At 67.2% G+C, this 14,859-nt stretch carries 17 protein-coding genes and 1 pseudogene; 9 read left to right on the forward strand and 9 right to left on the reverse strand.

The genetic code is table 11. The features are described 5' to 3' along the window. The first annotated feature begins 118 nt into the window (after positions 1-118). From H2037_RS14115 to H2037_RS14140, 6 genes are all read left to right on the forward strand, one after another. A complete protein-coding gene (locus tag H2037_RS14115) occupies positions 119-1,219 on the forward strand; it encodes an HlyD family secretion protein (protein WP_292123273.1) in 1,101 nt (366 codons plus the stop codon). After that, positions 1,216-2,829 (forward strand): DHA2 family efflux MFS transporter permease subunit, encoded by a 1,614-nt coding sequence (locus H2037_RS14120; protein ID WP_292123275.1) that lies wholly within the window; start codon positions 1,216-1,218, stop codon positions 2,827-2,829. The genes H2037_RS14115 and H2037_RS14120 overlap by 4 nt, the downstream gene beginning before the upstream one ends. Beyond that, complete coding sequence (locus H2037_RS14125; protein WP_292123277.1) at positions 2,829-3,443, forward strand: TetR/AcrR family transcriptional regulator; 615 nt, start codon at positions 2,829-2,831, stop codon at positions 3,441-3,443. The genes H2037_RS14120 and H2037_RS14125 overlap by 1 nt, the downstream gene beginning before the upstream one ends. Before the next feature lie 25 nt (positions 3,444-3,468). Next, complete coding sequence (locus H2037_RS14130) at positions 3,469-4,242, forward strand: creatininase family protein (protein ID WP_292123279.1); 774 nt, start codon at positions 3,469-3,471, stop codon at positions 4,240-4,242. 83 nt (positions 4,243-4,325) lie between these two features. Further along, complete coding sequence (locus H2037_RS14135; protein ID WP_292123281.1) at positions 4,326-4,697, forward strand: phasin; 372 nt, start codon at positions 4,326-4,328, stop codon at positions 4,695-4,697. A gap of 126 nt (positions 4,698-4,823) precedes the next feature. Then, positions 4,824-5,210 (forward strand): hypothetical protein, encoded by a 387-nt coding sequence (locus H2037_RS14140; RefSeq protein WP_292123283.1) that lies wholly within the window; start codon positions 4,824-4,826, stop codon positions 5,208-5,210. Positions 5,211-5,218: 8 nt separating this feature from the next. On the opposite strand, the gene H2037_RS14145 is transcribed toward H2037_RS14140, so the two are convergent. From H2037_RS14145 to sdhC, 9 genes are all read right to left on the reverse strand, one after another. After that, positions 5,219-5,833 carry a MarR family transcriptional regulator gene (locus H2037_RS14145; RefSeq protein WP_292123285.1) on the reverse strand — a complete coding sequence of 205 codons (615 nt, stop codon included), beginning with the start codon at positions 5,831-5,833 and terminating at the stop codon, positions 5,219-5,221. A gap of 125 nt (positions 5,834-5,958) precedes the next feature. Next, positions 5,959-6,615, reverse strand: a complete 657-nt coding sequence (locus H2037_RS14150; RefSeq protein ID WP_292123287.1) for a septation protein IspZ — start codon at positions 6,613-6,615, stop codon at positions 5,959-5,961. A 1-nt stretch (position 6,616) separates the two neighbouring features. Beyond that, positions 6,617-7,552, reverse strand: a complete 936-nt coding sequence (gene ftsY, locus H2037_RS14155; protein ID WP_292123289.1) for a signal recognition particle-docking protein FtsY — start codon at positions 7,550-7,552, stop codon at positions 6,617-6,619. 68 nt (positions 7,553-7,620) lie between these two features. After that, on the reverse strand, positions 7,621-7,941 hold the full coding sequence (locus H2037_RS14160) for a 2Fe-2S iron-sulfur cluster-binding protein (protein ID WP_008259676.1): 321 nt from the start codon (positions 7,939-7,941) through the stop codon (positions 7,621-7,623). 218 nt (positions 7,942-8,159) lie between these two features. Then, on the reverse strand, positions 8,160-8,957 hold the full coding sequence (locus H2037_RS14165; protein ID WP_292123291.1) for a succinate dehydrogenase iron-sulfur subunit: 798 nt from the start codon (positions 8,955-8,957) through the stop codon (positions 8,160-8,162). Continuing rightward, complete coding sequence (gene creD / locus H2037_RS14170; RefSeq protein WP_292123294.1) at positions 8,957-10,459, reverse strand: cell envelope integrity protein CreD; 1,503 nt, start codon at positions 10,457-10,459, stop codon at positions 8,957-8,959. Before creD ends, H2037_RS14165 begins: the two co-directional genes overlap by 1 nt. A gap of 6 nt (positions 10,460-10,465) precedes the next feature. After that, on the reverse strand, positions 10,466-12,250 hold the full coding sequence (gene sdhA / locus H2037_RS14175; protein WP_292123296.1) for a succinate dehydrogenase flavoprotein subunit: 1,785 nt from the start codon (positions 12,248-12,250) through the stop codon (positions 10,466-10,468). 7 nt (positions 12,251-12,257) lie between these two features. Further along, positions 12,258-12,662, reverse strand: a complete 405-nt coding sequence (gene sdhD / locus H2037_RS14180; RefSeq protein ID WP_292123298.1) for a succinate dehydrogenase, hydrophobic membrane anchor protein — start codon at positions 12,660-12,662, stop codon at positions 12,258-12,260. Then, positions 12,659-13,123, reverse strand: coding sequence for a succinate dehydrogenase, cytochrome b556 subunit (gene sdhC / locus H2037_RS14185; RefSeq protein WP_292123300.1), 465 nt, complete (start codon positions 13,121-13,123; stop codon positions 12,659-12,661). Before sdhC ends, sdhD begins: the two co-directional genes overlap by 4 nt. Positions 13,124-13,327: 204 nt before the next feature. On the opposite strand from sdhC, the gene H2037_RS14190 reads away from it, so the two are divergent. The 3 genes and pseudogenes from H2037_RS14190 (at position 13,328) to H2037_RS14200 (ending at position 14,815) form a co-directional block, all read left to right on the forward strand. Then, positions 13,328-13,921, forward strand: a complete 594-nt coding sequence (locus tag H2037_RS14190; RefSeq protein ID WP_292123302.1) for a hypothetical protein — start codon at positions 13,328-13,330, stop codon at positions 13,919-13,921. A gap of 46 nt (positions 13,922-13,967) precedes the next feature. Further along, positions 13,968-14,275: pseudogene (locus tag H2037_RS14195) on the forward strand (pirin family protein); the annotation flags it as partial. Positions 14,276-14,356: 81 nt separating this feature from the next. Further along, positions 14,357-14,815, forward strand: coding sequence for a pirin-like C-terminal cupin domain-containing protein (locus tag H2037_RS14200; protein ID WP_292123333.1), 459 nt, complete (start codon positions 14,357-14,359; stop codon positions 14,813-14,815). The last annotated feature ends 44 nt before the right edge of the window (positions 14,816-14,859 follow it).

Consider the following 14,859-nt stretch of genomic DNA (forward strand, 5'->3'; position numbering starts at 1 on the left):
GGGGAAATACACGAAAACGGGTCGTGATCGGGATTCTTGCGAGCGGGCATTGATTTTTGGACGATGACGTCCATTTTAGCCCCGCTTCAAAACGTCGCACCTTCCCCGGATGTTCCCTATGTCGCCTGAACTGAAGAAACGTCTGCCGCTGATCATCGCGGTCATCGTCGGCCTGATGCTCATCGCCGGCGGGGTCGTCTGGTGGATCAACGGCCAACGGTGGGAGACCACCGACAACGCCTTCGTCCAGGCCGACACCACCCTGGTCAGCCCCCAGCTGTCGGGCCGGGTGACCGAGGTTCTGGTCGGCGACAACCAGCGGGTCGAGGCCGGTCAGGTCCTGGTCAAGCTGGACGATTCCGATCAGAGGGCCGAACTGGCCCGCGCCGAGGCCAATCTCCAGGCCGCGCTCGCCGCCGTCGGCAATGTCGACGCCCAGGCCGAGCAGGAGCGCGCCAACATCGCCGCCCGCGCCGCCGCCGTGACCCAGGCCCACGCCCAGGCCGGCCTGGCCCGGGCCGAGGTCGATCGTTACGGCAAGCTGGCCGAACAGGGCTGGGTGTCGCAGCAGCGTATCCAGACCGAGCGCGCCTCGGCCGCCACCGCCGACGCCAGCGTCCAGCAGGCCCAGGCCGCCCTGGTCGCCGAACAGCGCACCGCCGGGGTTCTGGGCTCGACCCGCGAACAGAGCGTCGCCGCCGTCGAACAGGCCCGCGCCGTCGTCGACACCGCCCGCATCGCGCTGGAGCGCACCGTCATCCGCGCGCCCGTCGCCGGCGTGGTCGGCGCGCGCAGCGTCCGGGCGGGCCAGTACGTCAACGCCGGGACCCAGCTGCTGTCGATCGTGCCGCTGACCCAGACCTATGTGGTCGCCAACTTCAAGGAGACCCAGTTGGACCGGATGCGCCTGGGCCAGACGGTCGAAATTTCGGCCGACGCCTTCCCCGGCCGCAAGATCGAGGGCCGCATCGACAGTTTCGCCCCCGCCACCGGCTCCGAGTTCGCCCTTATTCCGGTCGAGAACGCGACCGGCAACTTCACCAAGATCACCCAGCGGGTGCCGGTGCGGATCGTGGTCAGCGGCGCCGACCGGGGCCTGGCCCTGCGGCCCGGCCTGTCCGTCGACGTCAAGGTCGATCTGAAGAGCGAGGGTGGCCAGAGCTTCGCCGAGGCAGCCGTGGGCGCCCAGATGGCCTCCAACGAGGCGACCCGCCCGTGACCGCCGCCGACCCCGCCGCGAACGGCGCCGGGGTCCCTTCGGCCTCGAAGGGGCCCGTCGCCGGCCATCCCGAAATCAACTGGACCATGCTGCTGCTCGGCTTTTCCGGGATGGTGGTGGGTCAGTTCATGGCCATTCTGGACATCCAGATCGTCGCCGCCTCACTGCCCCAGATCCAGGCCGGCGTCGGCGCCTCGGCCGACGAGATCAGCTGGATTCAGACCGCCTATCTGATCCCCGAGGTGGTGATGATCCCCCTGTCCGGCTTCCTGTCGCGGCTATGGGGCACCCAGCGGCTGTTCCTGGCCTCGTGCGCCGGCTTCGTGCTGATGAGCATCGCCACCGGCCTGTCGACCTCCATCGACATGATGATCCTGTTCCGGGCCATCCAGGGCTTCGTCGGCGGGGCCATGATCCCGACCGTCTTCGCCGTCGCCTTCACCGCCTTTCCGCCGGACAAGCGGGTCACGGCCAGCGTGGTCATGGGGCTGATCGTCACCCTGGCCCCGACCGTCGGTCCGACCCTGGGCGGGCACCTGACCGAATGGCTGAGCTGGCGCTGGCTGTTCTTCATCAATGTCGCGCCGGGCCTGCTGGTCCTGTTCCTGGTCGGCCGGTTCGGCAATTTCGACAAGGGCGACCCCTCGCTGGCCAAGGGGTTCGACTGGTGGGGTCTGGGCCTGATGGCCGCCTTCCTGATGAGCATGCAGTTCGTGCTGGAAGAGGGCGCCAAGAACGATTGGTTCGACGACACCGCCATTCTGCTGCTGACGGTGGTCGCCGCCGTGGCCGCGCCGATGTTCGTCTGGCGGTCGCTGACCTATCGCCAGCCGATCGTCGAACTGCGCGCCTTCGGCAACCGCAACTTCCTGGTCGGCTTCATCATGACCTTCACGGTGGGTTTCGCCCTGTTCGGCGGCACCTTCCTGCTGCCGCTGTTCCTGGGTCGGGTGCGTGAATATTCGTCGGCCGAGGTAGGCACGACCATGGTGGTCTCGGGTCTGGCCATGTTCGCCACCGGGCCGTTCGCCGGACGTCTGGTGCGCAAGCTCGATGCGCGGGTGCTGATGTTCGGCGGCTTCATGCTGTGCGCCTGGGGCATGTGGGAGGCGCGGATCGTCACCGACGACTGGGGCTTCTGGCAGTTCGCGTCGGTCCAGGCCTTCCGGGGCGTCGGCGTCATGCTGGCGATGATCGCCTCGCAGCAGGTGACCATGGCCACCCTGCCGCCCCATATGGTCAAGAACGCCTCGGGCCTGGTGAACCTGTCGCGAAACGTCGGCGGCGCCTTCGGCCTGGCCATACTGAACACCGGCCTGACCACCAACACCGCCATCCACATGGGCGAACTGACCAGCGGCATAACCCAGGGCGATCAGGCCATGCGCCAGATGATGGCCGGCATGGCCCAGAGATTCGCCGGCACGATCGACCCCGCCGCCTCGGCGATGAAGGCCATCTACGGCATGCTGCAGAAACAGGCGACCACCATGGCCTTCGGTGACGCCTTCGCCCTGCTGGGCATCATGTGCGCCTGCGCCGCCTTCGTCACCCTGCTGGCCGAGCCGGTCAAGATCCCGGCCGGCGCCCCGCCGTCGGACGCCCACTGATGGCGCGCCGTCGCGGACAGATCGACGAGAAGAAGAGCGAGGCCATCCTGGAGGCCGCCGCGACCCTGTTCGCCGACAAGGGGCTGGCGGTGTCGATGGAGGAGATCGCGCGCGTGGCGGGCGTGTCGAAACAGACCGTCTACAATCGCTTCGCCTCCAAACTGGCCATCGCCCAGGCCATGGCCAACCAGAGGTCCGACGCCGTGGCGGCGCCGCTGAAGGAGGCCGGCGAACCGGCGGCGGTGCTGGAGGCGCTGGCCGCCAGCCTGCTGGATCGGGTCTGTCATCCGGACAAGGCCAGTTCGATGCGCGGGGTGACGCTGCTGTCGGCGGAGGCGCCCGATATCGCCATGGCGGTCTATGAGGCCGGGCCGCAGAGAAGCCTGGGCCTGCTGTCGGCCTGGCTGGCCGAACAGACGCGGGCCGGACGGCTGGACGTGCCCGACCCGGACGATGCGGCCGAGATGTTCTCGGGCCTGGTCCTGGGCCACGGCCATCTGCGCGCCATGCTGAACGTGCCGCAGATCGACGACGCCCAACGAACGCGACGGGCGCGAGAGGCCGCACGGGTCTTCGTCACGGCCTATGCGCCCCGCGATCTTCGCGCTAGGTGAGACAGGTCGCGTACGGAGTTCGCCCATGCTGATCCACCTGTCGTCCTGGCCCGAGATCGACGCCCGCCTGAACGCCGACCTGCCGCTGTCCAAGACGGTGGTCGTGCCGATCGGCTCCAACGAGCAGCACGGCCCCACCGGCCTCCTGGGCACCGACTGGCTGTGCCCCGAGATCATCGCCCACGAGGCGGAACGGACCGACGATACCCTGATGGTCGCCCCGACCTTCAACATCGGCATGGCCCAGCATCACCTGGCCTTCGCCGGCACCATTTCCCTGCGCCCCTCCACCTTCATGGCCGCGATCACCGACTGGGTCTCGTCGCTGAGCCGGCACGGGTTCGAGCGGATCTATTTCCTGAACGGGCACGGCGGCAATGTCGCCACCATCGAGGCGACCTTCTCCGAAATCTATGCGGAGTGGAGTTTTGTCGAGGAGGCGCCTCCGTTTGTCCTTAAGCTGAAGAACTGGTGGGATCTGCCGGGCGTGCACAGCCTGTGCAACCAGATCTTCCCGACCGGCCACGGCATGCACGCCACCCCGTCCGAGATCGCCGTGACCCAGGCCGCCTATCCCGACCGGATCAAGACGGCCGAATATTCGCCCCGGATCGCGCCCAGCGGACCGATCCGCGACGCCCTGGACTATCGCGCCCGCTTCCCGGACGGCCGGATCGGATCGGACCCGGCCCAGGCCAGCCCCGAGAAGGGCCGGCGGATCATCGATCTGGCGGTTCCGGCCCTGCTGGCTGACATCGCGGCCTTCGCCGCCGAGACCCGCCCTGGAGAGGCGTTCTGACCCGCAAGACCCGCTCGCCCGCGGTTCTGGGCGCAGAGCTGCTAAGCGCCTCGGCCGAGGTGATCGCGGCGCGGACCACCCTGATGGCCCAGGGTCTGACGGATCCCAGGGGTCAGGACATGGTCGAACTGTCGCTGATGAGCTCCGAAAAGGCCGAGGCCATGGCCGCCTCCGCCGGCGCCTTGGCGACGAACGCCGGCGCCATGGGCGAACGGCTGGGCCAGGTCGCGCTGGACGAGGGATCGCGGGCGATGCAGGCGGCTATGGAGATGGCGCAAGCCAGAAGCCCCGTCGAGGCGGCCCAGGCGCAGTTTCGTTACGCCATGGGCTGGTGGGGCCGGGCCACGAGCCAGACCCTGACCCTTAATCGCGAACTGGCCAAGGCCCAGCTGGAGGCCATAGCCCCCATCCACAAGACAGCCACTGCCAACGCCAAACGGCTGAGAAAGAGCTAGGGGGGCTGAACCGCCTTGTTCCCATTGCGTGGAGGGATCGCGAGCGAACCCCTCAACCCGCATAACGACGATAGGGGCCGGGTTGCGCCGACATGCTAGACAGGCGCCCCGCGGGGAGGAAGGACGATGTCCGAAGTTGCAAGCTGGCTGTCCGCCTTGGCCGGGGTCTGGCTGATCGCCGTCGGCTTCTTCATGGCGGCCGCCCCGCGCAAGGCCCTGTCGGTTCTGGCGGCCATGGGCGGAACGCCCTCTGTTCACTTCGGCGAAATGGCCGTGCGCGGAGTGGCGGGCCTTCTTCTGATTCTCGCCGCGCCCGCGTCCCGTCTTCCCGGCTGGATCGCCTTCATCGGATGGTTTCTGGTCGTGTCGGCCTTGGCGCTAGCCCTGCTGCCGCGACGATGGCACTCACGCTATTCGCGTTGGTGGGCGAAGGAGATTCCGCCAGTCGCCGTGCGCCTGATCGCGCCCGTTTCGATCCTGGGCGGGAGTCTGCTGATCAGATGCCTGATCTGAGCCGACCCCTAGACGGTCTCGACCACCTTCAGCCGGGGCTTTTTGACCTTAGAGGCCTTGGCCGGGCGGACCGCCTTCTTGGCGGCCTTTTCGGCTTTCTTGGCTTCCTTCTCGGCCAGCTTCAGCGCCTTTTTGGCGGCTTTGGCCTCGGCCTTGGCGGCGTCGGGGGCCGCGTCTGCGGCGGCGGCCAGTTCGGCCAGCTGGGCCAGGAAGGTGTCGCGTTGGCCCTTGGGCAGCAGGCCCATGATCCTCTTGTCGGCGGCCTCGACCAGGGGGCGCGCGGCCTCGAGCCGGGCAGCGCCCTCCGTGGACAGACGGACCGCCTTGGCGCGGGCGTCCAGGGTCGAGCGTTCACGCTCCAGCAGGCCCTTGGCGGTCATCCGCGTCACCAGGTCAGCCAGGGTCGAGCGGTCGATACCGGTCATCCGCACCAGTTCCGTCTGGGTCAGGCCGGCCTTCAGCGAAGCGGCCTCGAGAACGGCGAACTGGCGCTGGGTCAGGCCGTTGGCGCCCATTTCCTCGGAATAGATGTCCAGCGCCAGCTGCAACGCGCGATGCATCAGATGGCTGGGAGAGGTGGCCAGCGGCCCGACCTTGCGCAACGACTTGCCCGACTTGACCATTCGACCGTCCCCCGATTGTCTTTCGTCCGCATGCGTATCAGCGCCGCTTTACGATTTGACGCGAGAAGTATGTCCGTTATGCGACATTCTGTCTGTAGGCTACCCCGCTTAAATCAACGGTTAAGCTATAGCCCCGGATCCGGCGAGACGGGGCCGGGCTCCTCGTCCTTGGGCATGTTCTTCATGATCAGCGGCACCTGGGACAAGCCGAAGATCGAGGCGGCGATCCACAGGACACCGCGGAAACTGGTCCAGACATCGTTGGGATTGGGCGTGTCGCGGCCCAGGGCGTGCCAGATGGCGGTGACGGCGGCGGGGCTGCGGAAGATCTCGTTCAGGATCGCCACGGTCAGGAAATAAAGGCCGTAGCGCTGGGTCAGGGTGCGCCAGGCGGCGTCATTGACCTTGATGGCCGAGCCCAGCAGGGCCTTGAACGGATACTTCTTCAGCGGGATCGACCCCAGCAGCACGATCGCCAGCAGGCCGTTCTGCACCGTCAGCTTCAGCTTCACATAGAGGTCGTCCTGGGTGAAGACCGTCAGCAGGCCGAACACCAGGGCGAACAGGCCGGTGATCAACGGCAGGGGTGCGAACCGCCGCTCCACCGCATAGCCCACGACCAGGGCCAGGGCCGAAGCCCCGACCAGGACCCAGGTGGCCAGGATCATGTCGCGGGTGGTGAAATAGCTGATCATGAAGGCGGCCAGGGCGCCGAAGTCGACCAGCTGGCGAATCCACTGGCGGTTCTTCCTGGGCTCAGGCGAGGCGGGGGCGTCGGTCATCTCAGTCTTCCAGTCCCACCAGCGAACGCGAGAAGGCGCGCGCGTCGAACGGTTGCAGGTCCTCGATCCCCTCGCCCACCCCGATCAGCATCAGGGGGGCGTCCGAGGCCTGGGCCACGGGCACCAGCACCCCGCCCCGCGCCGTGCCGTCCAGCTTGGTCATGACGATGCCGGTGACGAAGGCCGTGCGGCCGAAGATCTGTTCCTGGGCCAGGGCGTTGCGCCCGACCGTGGCGTCCAGCACCAGCAGGGTGTCGTGCGGGGCGTCCGGATCCACCTTCTTCAGCACCCGCACGATCTTCAGCAGTTCGTCCATCAGCGCGGACTTGTTCTGCAGCCGGCCGGCCGTGTCGATCAGGACGACGTCGAAACCTTCAGCCTTGGCCTTGGCGTAGGCGTCGAACGCCAGCCCCGCCGCATCGGCGCCGTCGCGGCGGCTCTCGAAATGGGCGCCGGCCCGTTCGGCCCAGACCTTCAGCTGTTCGCGGGCGGCGGCGCGGAAGGTGTCGCCGGCGACGATCATCACCTTGGCGCCCTTGCCGGTCAGGTCGGCGGCGATCTTGCCGAGCGTGGTGGTCTTGCCCGAGCCGTTCACCCCGACGAACAGGACCACATAGGGTTTGGGACCGTTCAGCGGATCGAAGCTCGCCTGACGCGGCGACAGTTCGGCGGCGACGGCCTCCGCTAAGGCCTCCTTGACCTCTTGCTCCTGAGCCTCCTTGCCGAACTTCAGCGCCCGGAAACGATCGACGATCCGGGCCGAGGCGGCGGGACCGAGATCGCTTTCCAGCAGATGCTCCTCCAGCTGCTCCAGCGAGGCCTCCGACAGGGGTTCCTTGACGAAGCTGGCGACGACCTGGTCGGTCATCTGTTTGGAGGAGCGCGAGAGTCCGGCGGACAGGCGCTGGAACCAGCCCTTTTTCGGCGTGTCTGTCATGGACTGGCTCTAGCGCGCCGGCCGTCCGACGTCACGTCCAACCTGCGGGGCGTCCCGAGCCTGCGACGTTAGTGCTGGTTTTCGGGCAGGCGCACGACCAGGCCGTCCAGGGCGTCCGAGACGCGAATCTGGCACGACAGCCGGCTGTTCGGCTCGACCTCTTCGGCGAAGTCCAGCATCGACTCCTCCATGGCCGAGGGCTTGCCCGTCGCCTCGCGCCAAGCCTCGTCCACATAGACATGGCAGGTGGCGCAGGCGCAGGCCCCGCCGCAGTCGGCGTCAATGCCCGGCACATTGTTGCGGATCGCGCCTTCCATGACGCTGAGCCCCGGCTTCACGTCGACGACGTGCTCGGTTCCGTCATGCTCGATATAGGTGATGCTGGCCATGCGCCGCTCATATCAAGCCGCGCCGCCCGCGCAAGGCCGTAAGTTTACGCCGTGGCTCAGGCCTGTATCGACGCGGACGTGCCGCTGGCGACGAACGACGCCGACCTCCGACATTTCACAGCTCATCTCGGCCTGAAGCTGGCCTAAAAACCGGCCTGAACGACAAAGCCCCCGGAGCGCGAACTCCGGGGGCTCGTCATGTGGCTCGTCCGTCGACCTCAGGCCGCCTGTTTCTTGCGGCTGGGGGCGACCATCAGCTTCTTGGTTTCGGCGATGGCCTTGGCCGGGTTCAGGCCCTTGGGGCAGACCTGGGCGCAGTTCATGATGGTGTGGCAGCGGTACAGTTTGAACGGGTCTTCCAGATCGTCCAGACGTTTCTGGGTCGCGTCGTCGCGGCTGTCGGAGATCCACCGATAGGATTGCAGCAGGGCCGCCGGGCCGAGGTATTCTTCCTGGTTCCACCAGTAGCTGGGGCAGGAGGTCGAGCAGCAGGCGCACAGGATGCACTCGTACAGGCCGTCCAGTTTTTCGCGCTCGGCTGGGGTCTGGAGGCGTTCCTTCTCCGGGTCCGGCTCGTCGGACTGGAGATAGGGCTGGATCGAGTCGTACTGGGCGTAGAACAGGCTCAGGTCCGTCACCAGATCCTTGACTACCGGCTGGTGCGGCAGGGGGGCGATGGTGATGTTGTGCGAGGCGCATTCGTCCCAGCCCTTGGTGCAGGCCAGGGCGTTGCGCCCGTCGATGTTCATCGAGCACGAGCCGCAGATGCCCTCCCGGCACGAGCGCCGGAACGACAGGGTCGGGTCGATCGTGTTCTTGATGTGGATCAGGGCGTCCAGCAGCATCGGGCCGTGGTCGCCGGTCGGCACCTCATAGACGTCCCAGCGCGGATCGGCGTCCACCTCGGGGTCATAGCGATAGACCTTGTAGGTCTTGACGTCCTTGGACCCCGGCGCGGCCTTGAAGACCTTGCCCTTCGTCGGCTTGGAACCCTTGGGGAGAGTGAGCTGAACCATCAGGATATGTCCTTGGCCGCGGCGCCGGTGATGCCGTACCAATCAAGCTTGCGAGTGAAATACATGACCGCGAAGATCGCGGCGAAGCTGGCCAATGCGCCGACCAGCAGGGCGTAGTCCTCCAGCCGCATCAGTACATAGATGAGACCGTAGAGGAAGGTGAAGGCGATCAGGGCGCGAATGCCCTGGCGCCGGCTGTCGAAGGTCCATCCGGCATAGGCCGAGATCAGCGCGACGGTCGCCGTCGCCGCCAGGGCGAAGCCGATGTCGAAGCCGGTGTGTTCGGCGATGGACAGCAGCAGCATGTAGAAGATGACCTGGGCCAGACCGATCAGGATATATTGCGCCGGGTGCACACGTCGTCCGGTCGTGGTCTCGAACAGGAAGAAGGCCAGGAAAACCAGGCCGATGAACATCGGGGCGTATTTCAGCGAGCGGCTGACCGACTGATAGGGGTTTGCCGGCTCAACGAAACTGACCGCCAGATCGGCCGCGCCCAGCCGCGCCAGGGCCCCGGCGTCGCCCTCGGCGGGAATGCCGCGCGCCACGAAGGGTACGCTCCAGGCCGCGTCGAACCCCCCGTCCGCCGTCTCGCGGCGTGTCGGCAGGAAGCCGCCGTTGTAGGAGGGGTGGGGCCAGTCGCCCTTGATCGCAGCCTCGGTCGTGCCGGCGAAGGGGAGGACTGAAATCCTCTGCGCGCCCGAGAAGGTCGCCCGACCCGACACCTGCAGTCCGCCGGCGCGGTCGGTCAGGTTCAGCGGTGTTCCAAAGAGCTTCAATTCGGAACGGGGCGCCGTGGCGGACCGCATGTCGACGCCTGGATCGGTGGTCAGGGCGACCGACGGATCAAGCGTCGAGGGCGTCAGCACGGCGTTACGGCCGCCGATCTTGAGCGTGATGTCGGAGCGGGCGCCCCGAGCGTCGGATGCGCCGACCAGAATCTCGGCGCGGCTCCAGTCCAGCACGGCGCCGGCCGGCGCTTCCGCGCCCGCGCGGTCCAGATCGAACTGGGCGGAATAGCCGACCTGGGCCTCATAGACGGCGACGCGGAACAGTGAGCGGCGACGCACTTCGGAATCCGTGTCCACATCGATCCGGCCCTGGGCCGGGAAGACGTACCAGACGCCGGTCTGGATTCGGTCAGCGGCGAGGTTCGGGGCCGGGGCGACGGGGGCGGCAATCTGCGAGGCAGCGACGACCCCGGCCGAGCGACTGTAGGGGATGGCGATGACCGGCCCCAGGAAGGTCTGTTTGCCACCCATCAGGTCGCCGACCTCGGTCGCGACCCGATCGGCCCGATTGCTGCGATCCATCAGCAGGCCGAAGACGAAGAGGGCCGGAATGCTCATCAGCAGCGCCAGGGCGCAGACCAGCAGCAGCTTCAACCCCAGCGACCGCCGCGGCGTCGCCTTGCCCAACGCAAGACGCGCCGCCGTCGCCGCGCTGATCTCGAACGGCGTGGCGGGACTGTCAGGCTGTGCGTCTGAAGGCGGCTGGGCCATGGTGGATCAGTACACCCGAGCCTTGGGCTCGATGTACGCGATGTCGTCGGACATCGTGTAATTATGCACGGGACGGTAGTCGATCTGGACCTGTTCGCCCGGACGCTTCCACGCCAGGGTGTGTTTCATCCAGTTGGCGTCGTCCCGGTCCGGATAATCCTCGCGGGCGTGAGCGCCGCGCGATTCTGTGCGGTTCAGACCGCTCTCGATTGTAACCACGGCCTGGGCGATCAGGTTGTCGTATTCCAGGGTCTCCATCAGGTCCGTGTTCCAGATCAGACCACGATCGGTGGTCTTGATGTCGGAACCGGCGGCGTCGATGGCGCGCAGCTTGTCCGTACCCTGTTGCAGGGTCTCGCCGGTGCGGAACACCGCCGCGTCGGCCTGCATGGCCTTCTGCATGGCCAGGCGCAGCTCGGCCGTCGGGGTCGAGCCATCGGCGTGGCGGAAGCGGTCCAGCCGGGCCAGGTGGGCGTCGGTCTGGGTCTTGGAGGCCGAAGGCACGGCCGAGGCCTTGTCCACCACCTCGCCACAGCGCAGGCCGACGGCGCGGCCGAACACCACCAGGTCGGTCAGGGAGTTGGAGCCCAGGCGATTGGCGCCGTGCACCGAGACGCAGGCCGCCTCGCCCACGGCCATCAGGCCGGGCACCACGCTGTCGGGGTTGCCGTCGCGCAGGGTCAGCACCTCGCCGTGATAATTGGTCGGTATGCCGCCCATATTATAGTGGACGGTCGGCAGGACCGGGATCGGCGCCTTGGTCACGTCCACGCCGGCGAAGATCTTGGCGCTTTCGGAAATGCCCGGCAGGCGCTGATGCAGGATCTTCGGATCCAGGTGGTCCAGGTGCAGGAATATGTGATCCTTGTTCGGACCCACGCCGCGGCCTTCGCGGATTTCGATGGTCATGGAGCGGCTGACCATGTCGCGCGGGGCCAGGTCCTTCACGGTCGGCGCATAGCGCTCCATGAACCGCTCGCCTTCCGAATTGGTCAGATATCCGCCCTCGCCGCGCGCGCCCTCGGTGATCAGGCAGCCGGCGCCATAGATGCCGGTCGGGTGGAACTGGACGAACTCCATGTCCTGCAGCGGCAGGCCGGCGCGCAGCACCATGGCGTTGCCGTCGCCGGTGCAGGTGTGGGCGCTGGTGGCGCTGAAATAGGCGCGGCCGTAGCCGCCGGTGGCCAGCACGACCATCTTGGCGCGGAACTGGTGCAGTTGGCCATTATCGAGTTGCAAGGCGGTGACGCCGGTGCAGGCGCCGTCCTGCATGATCAGGTCCAGCGCGAAATATTCGACGAAGAACTTCACTTCCCGACGGACCGACTGGCCGTACAGGGTGTGCAGGATGGCGTGGCCGGTGCGGTCGGCGGCGGCGCAGGTGCGCTGCACCGGGCCCTCGCCGAAGTTGCGGGTCATGCCGCCGAAGGCGCGCTGGTAGATCTTGCCTTCTTCGGTGCGCGAGAAAGGCACGCCCCAGTGTTCCAGCTCATAGACGGCCTTGGGGGCGTTGCGGACCAGATATTCGATCGAGTCTTGGTCGCCCAGCCAGTCCGACCCCTTGACGGTGTCGTACATGTGCCATTGCCAGCTGTCCTCGCCCATATTGCCCAGCGAGGCGGAGATGCCGCCCTGGGCGGCCACGGTGTGGGAGCGGGTCGGGAAGACCTTGGTCACGCAGGCGACCTTCAGGCCCTGCTGGGCGGCGCCGAGGGCGGCGCGCAGGCCGGAGCCGCCCGCGCCGACGACAACGACGTCGTATTCGTGATCGATAAGTTCGTAAGCAGACATTATGCGATCAGGCTCCGAGACCGGCGGGCAGGGGCGCCGAACCCAGCGCCAGCCGCACGATGAAGAAGACGCTGGCGGCCGCCAGCACGAGGAAGACCAGGTTCAGCAGACCCAGCAGCGCCTTGCGGGCGCCCGGCTGGGGCACGTAGTCCTCGAGGATGACCTTCCAGGCCAGGCTGACATAGCAGAAGAAGACCACGGCCGTGACGGCCAGCAGGCCTGCGTTCAGCGGACTGGCGAACCAGTCCAGAACGACCTTATAGGCCGCGCCCGCCAGGGTGAAACCGGTCGAGGCGACCCACAGGCCCAGCGGCAGCAGGATCACCAGCAGCACCCGCTCGGCGGCCCATTCGCCGGCGCCGTGGCGCTCCGAAATCTTGACGTTGTTCTTGAACTTGGCGGCGCCGCTCACAGCGAAACCCTCCCGACAGCGAACAGGACGACCCAGAACAGGACCGCCAGAGGAACCGGCGCCCAGACGGCGATGTTCGACAGGGTTGTCGATGTCTTGATCGTCAGGCCGTTGCCAGTGTCGTTAATGGTGTGGCGGGCGCCGTTCAGGATGAAGGAGAACAGCACCGCCGTCAGGCCGAAGCCGACGAACAGGCCCAGCGGCGATCCGGCCAGGGCCAGGGCGGTCTCGTAAGCTTCAGGCCCGCAGGCCAGGGCGCCGAGCCAGGCCGTGACGAACAGGACGCCGACGGTTGCGGCGATGATGGTGGCCCGGAACAGGATCGAGGCGGCCATGGTCACATGCCAGCGCCAGATGTCCATGTGGGGCGAAAGCGGCGTGACGTGACCGTTGGGCTGGGTGACGAAACGACCGGTCCGGTCGCCGGATGCAACCCCCGGGGTCGGGCTGGGCTGAGTCATGCGAATGGTTCTCAAAAGCGAATGAATTCAATCGCCGTGTGCGGTTGCGAAGGCTTTTGTGACCCCAAGGCGGCGGTGTCAACGCACCGCGGCGATCATCGGCTCAATCTTGCCTGACAAAGGTTCCGCGACGTCAGGATCACGTTTTCGCGTGTGACCGATCTGCACTAGGCGCCGCAGTGCAGTGTTTGGCAGGTTAAGCTCATGTTCTGGCTAGTTTTCGTAATCGCCCTGAGTTCCGACCCCGTCGTCCAGACCACCGGTCTGCTCGACGCCACCCCCGAGACTTATCAGGCGCCGGTGGTGCGACCGTTTGAACCTCCCTCCGACTTTGGTCGAGAACAGGCTCAAGGCGACGCGGATATGGATCTGCACCGCGCCCCCCTGACGAGACCGGTAGACGTCGGTGCGTATGTCGGCAGTTATGAGGTCAGCCCGACCGACGCCGAGGTCGCCTACGACCAAGGGGTGGCACAAGCCGAGATCGACACCGATCGTCTCATGGGACCTCTGGACGGCCGCTGGCGCGTGAGCGCAGCGGACGGCGCGCCCCTGATGTCCCTGGCCCTGACCGACCAGGGCCAGGGACGGCGGGTCGAAGGCGCCTGGCGCAGGCTCGACGCTCCGCCCGAAACGCCCCTGAGCGGCCCGGCCGGCCCCGTCGCCACCGTCGGCGGCAAGCTTGTGGTTCCGGTCTCCGGCGGCGAATTGCGGCTCCAGCCGGCGGGACCGGGCTGGACCGGCGAATGGGTCCAGGACGGCCGCGCCCGGCCCGTCACCGTCTCGCGAATCGGCTAAGCTCGCCACGCCTGAATCGCCACACTATATGTGACGAATGACCCTGATGACTCCCCGCCCCGTCCTGCGCCTGCATCCCGCCGACCGCGATGACATCGGCGACCTGATCACGCGCCGTCCGGTGCCCGGCCCGGGCCTGGACCAGGTCGATCCCTTCCTGTTCCTGAACCACCACGGGCCCCAGACCTATGCGCCGGGCAACGACGGCCTGCCGTTCGGCCCACACCCGCACCGGGGGTTCGAGACCGTCTCGACGGCGAACTGGCCCATAATGATTCCGGCGGCGGCGAGAGCATCATAAGGGCGGGCGGCATCCAGTGGATGACCGCCGGCTCGGGCCTGATCCACGCAGAACTGTCGCCGGCCGACTTCAAGCGCGACGGCGGGCCGATGGAAATCCTTCAGCTATGGGTCAACCTGCCCTCGCGCCTGAAGATGACCAGGCCCAACTATGTGGGCCTTCAGGCCGCCGACATCCCGACCTTCACCACCGAGGGCGGGGTCACAGTCGAGCCGGTCTCCGGCGAATGGCTGGGGGTCGCGGCGCCGATCCAGTCGCTGATCGACATCCATCTGGCCGTCGTCCGTCTGCCCGCCGGCGCCCGGTTCGAGGCCCCGGTCGCCACCGGCCGCAATGTCTTCTTCTATACGGTCAAGGGCCAGGTCTCCGTCGCCGGAACCCCCGTGCCCGAATGGAACCTCGCCGCCCTGGGCGAGGGCGACACGGTCGAGATCAAGGCCCAGACCGAGGCCGTCGTCCTGCTGGGTCACGCCGAACCGATCAACGAGCCCGTCTTCAGCCACGGCCCCTTCGTCATGACCACCCGCGAGGAAATCATCCAGGCCATGCAAGACTATCAGGCCGGCAAGTTCGGTCCGCCGCCGCGGGTGTGAGGCGTTCGCCATCCCCCGACCGGATGATGCGTTCGCCGACGAAA

This window comes from Brevundimonas sp., from assembly GCF_013912065.1.
In the GTDB taxonomy this organism is placed as follows: Bacteria; Pseudomonadota; Alphaproteobacteria; order Caulobacterales; family Caulobacteraceae; genus Brevundimonas.

What these genes read in the sequence shown, in the direction of transcription:
- sdhC (WP_292123300.1), bottom strand. Translation starts at nt 13,123, where the DNA reads ATGACTCAGCCCAGCCCGACCCCGGGGGTTGCATCCGGCGACCGGACC.
- ftsY (WP_292123289.1), bottom strand. Translation starts at nt 7,552, where the DNA reads ATGACAGACACGCCGAAAAAGGGCTGGTTCCAGCGCCTGTCCGCCGGA.
- H2037_RS14125 (WP_292123277.1), top strand. Translation starts at nt 2,829, where the DNA reads ATGGCGCGCCGTCGCGGACAGATCGACGAGAAGAAGAGCGAGGCCATC.
- H2037_RS14150 (WP_292123287.1), bottom strand. Translation starts at nt 6,615, where the DNA reads ATGACCGACGCCCCCGCCTCGCCTGAGCCCAGGAAGAACCGCCAGTGG.
- H2037_RS14140 (WP_292123283.1), top strand. Translation starts at nt 4,824, where the DNA reads ATGTCCGAAGTTGCAAGCTGGCTGTCCGCCTTGGCCGGGGTCTGGCTG.
- sdhA (WP_292123296.1), bottom strand. Translation starts at nt 12,250, where the DNA reads ATGTCTGCTTACGAACTTATCGATCACGAATACGACGTCGTTGTCGTC.
- H2037_RS14200 (WP_292123333.1), top strand. Translation starts at nt 14,357, where the DNA reads ATGACCAGGCCCAACTATGTGGGCCTTCAGGCCGCCGACATCCCGACC.
- creD (WP_292123294.1), bottom strand. Translation starts at nt 10,459, where the DNA reads ATGGCCCAGCCGCCTTCAGACGCACAGCCTGACAGTCCCGCCACGCCG.
- H2037_RS14160 (WP_008259676.1), bottom strand. Translation starts at nt 7,941, where the DNA reads ATGGCCAGCATCACCTATATCGAGCATGACGGAACCGAGCACGTCGTC.
- H2037_RS14190 (WP_292123302.1), top strand. Translation starts at nt 13,328, where the DNA reads ATGTTCTGGCTAGTTTTCGTAATCGCCCTGAGTTCCGACCCCGTCGTC.
- H2037_RS14135 (WP_292123281.1), top strand. Translation starts at nt 4,326, where the DNA reads ATGGCCCAGGGTCTGACGGATCCCAGGGGTCAGGACATGGTCGAACTG.
- H2037_RS14165 (WP_292123291.1), bottom strand. Translation starts at nt 8,957, where the DNA reads ATGGTTCAGCTCACTCTCCCCAAGGGTTCCAAGCCGACGAAGGGCAAG.
- H2037_RS14115 (WP_292123273.1), top strand. Translation starts at nt 119, where the DNA reads ATGTCGCCTGAACTGAAGAAACGTCTGCCGCTGATCATCGCGGTCATC.
- H2037_RS14130 (WP_292123279.1), top strand. Translation starts at nt 3,469, where the DNA reads ATGCTGATCCACCTGTCGTCCTGGCCCGAGATCGACGCCCGCCTGAAC.
- H2037_RS14145 (WP_292123285.1), bottom strand. Translation starts at nt 5,833, where the DNA reads ATGGTCAAGTCGGGCAAGTCGTTGCGCAAGGTCGGGCCGCTGGCCACC.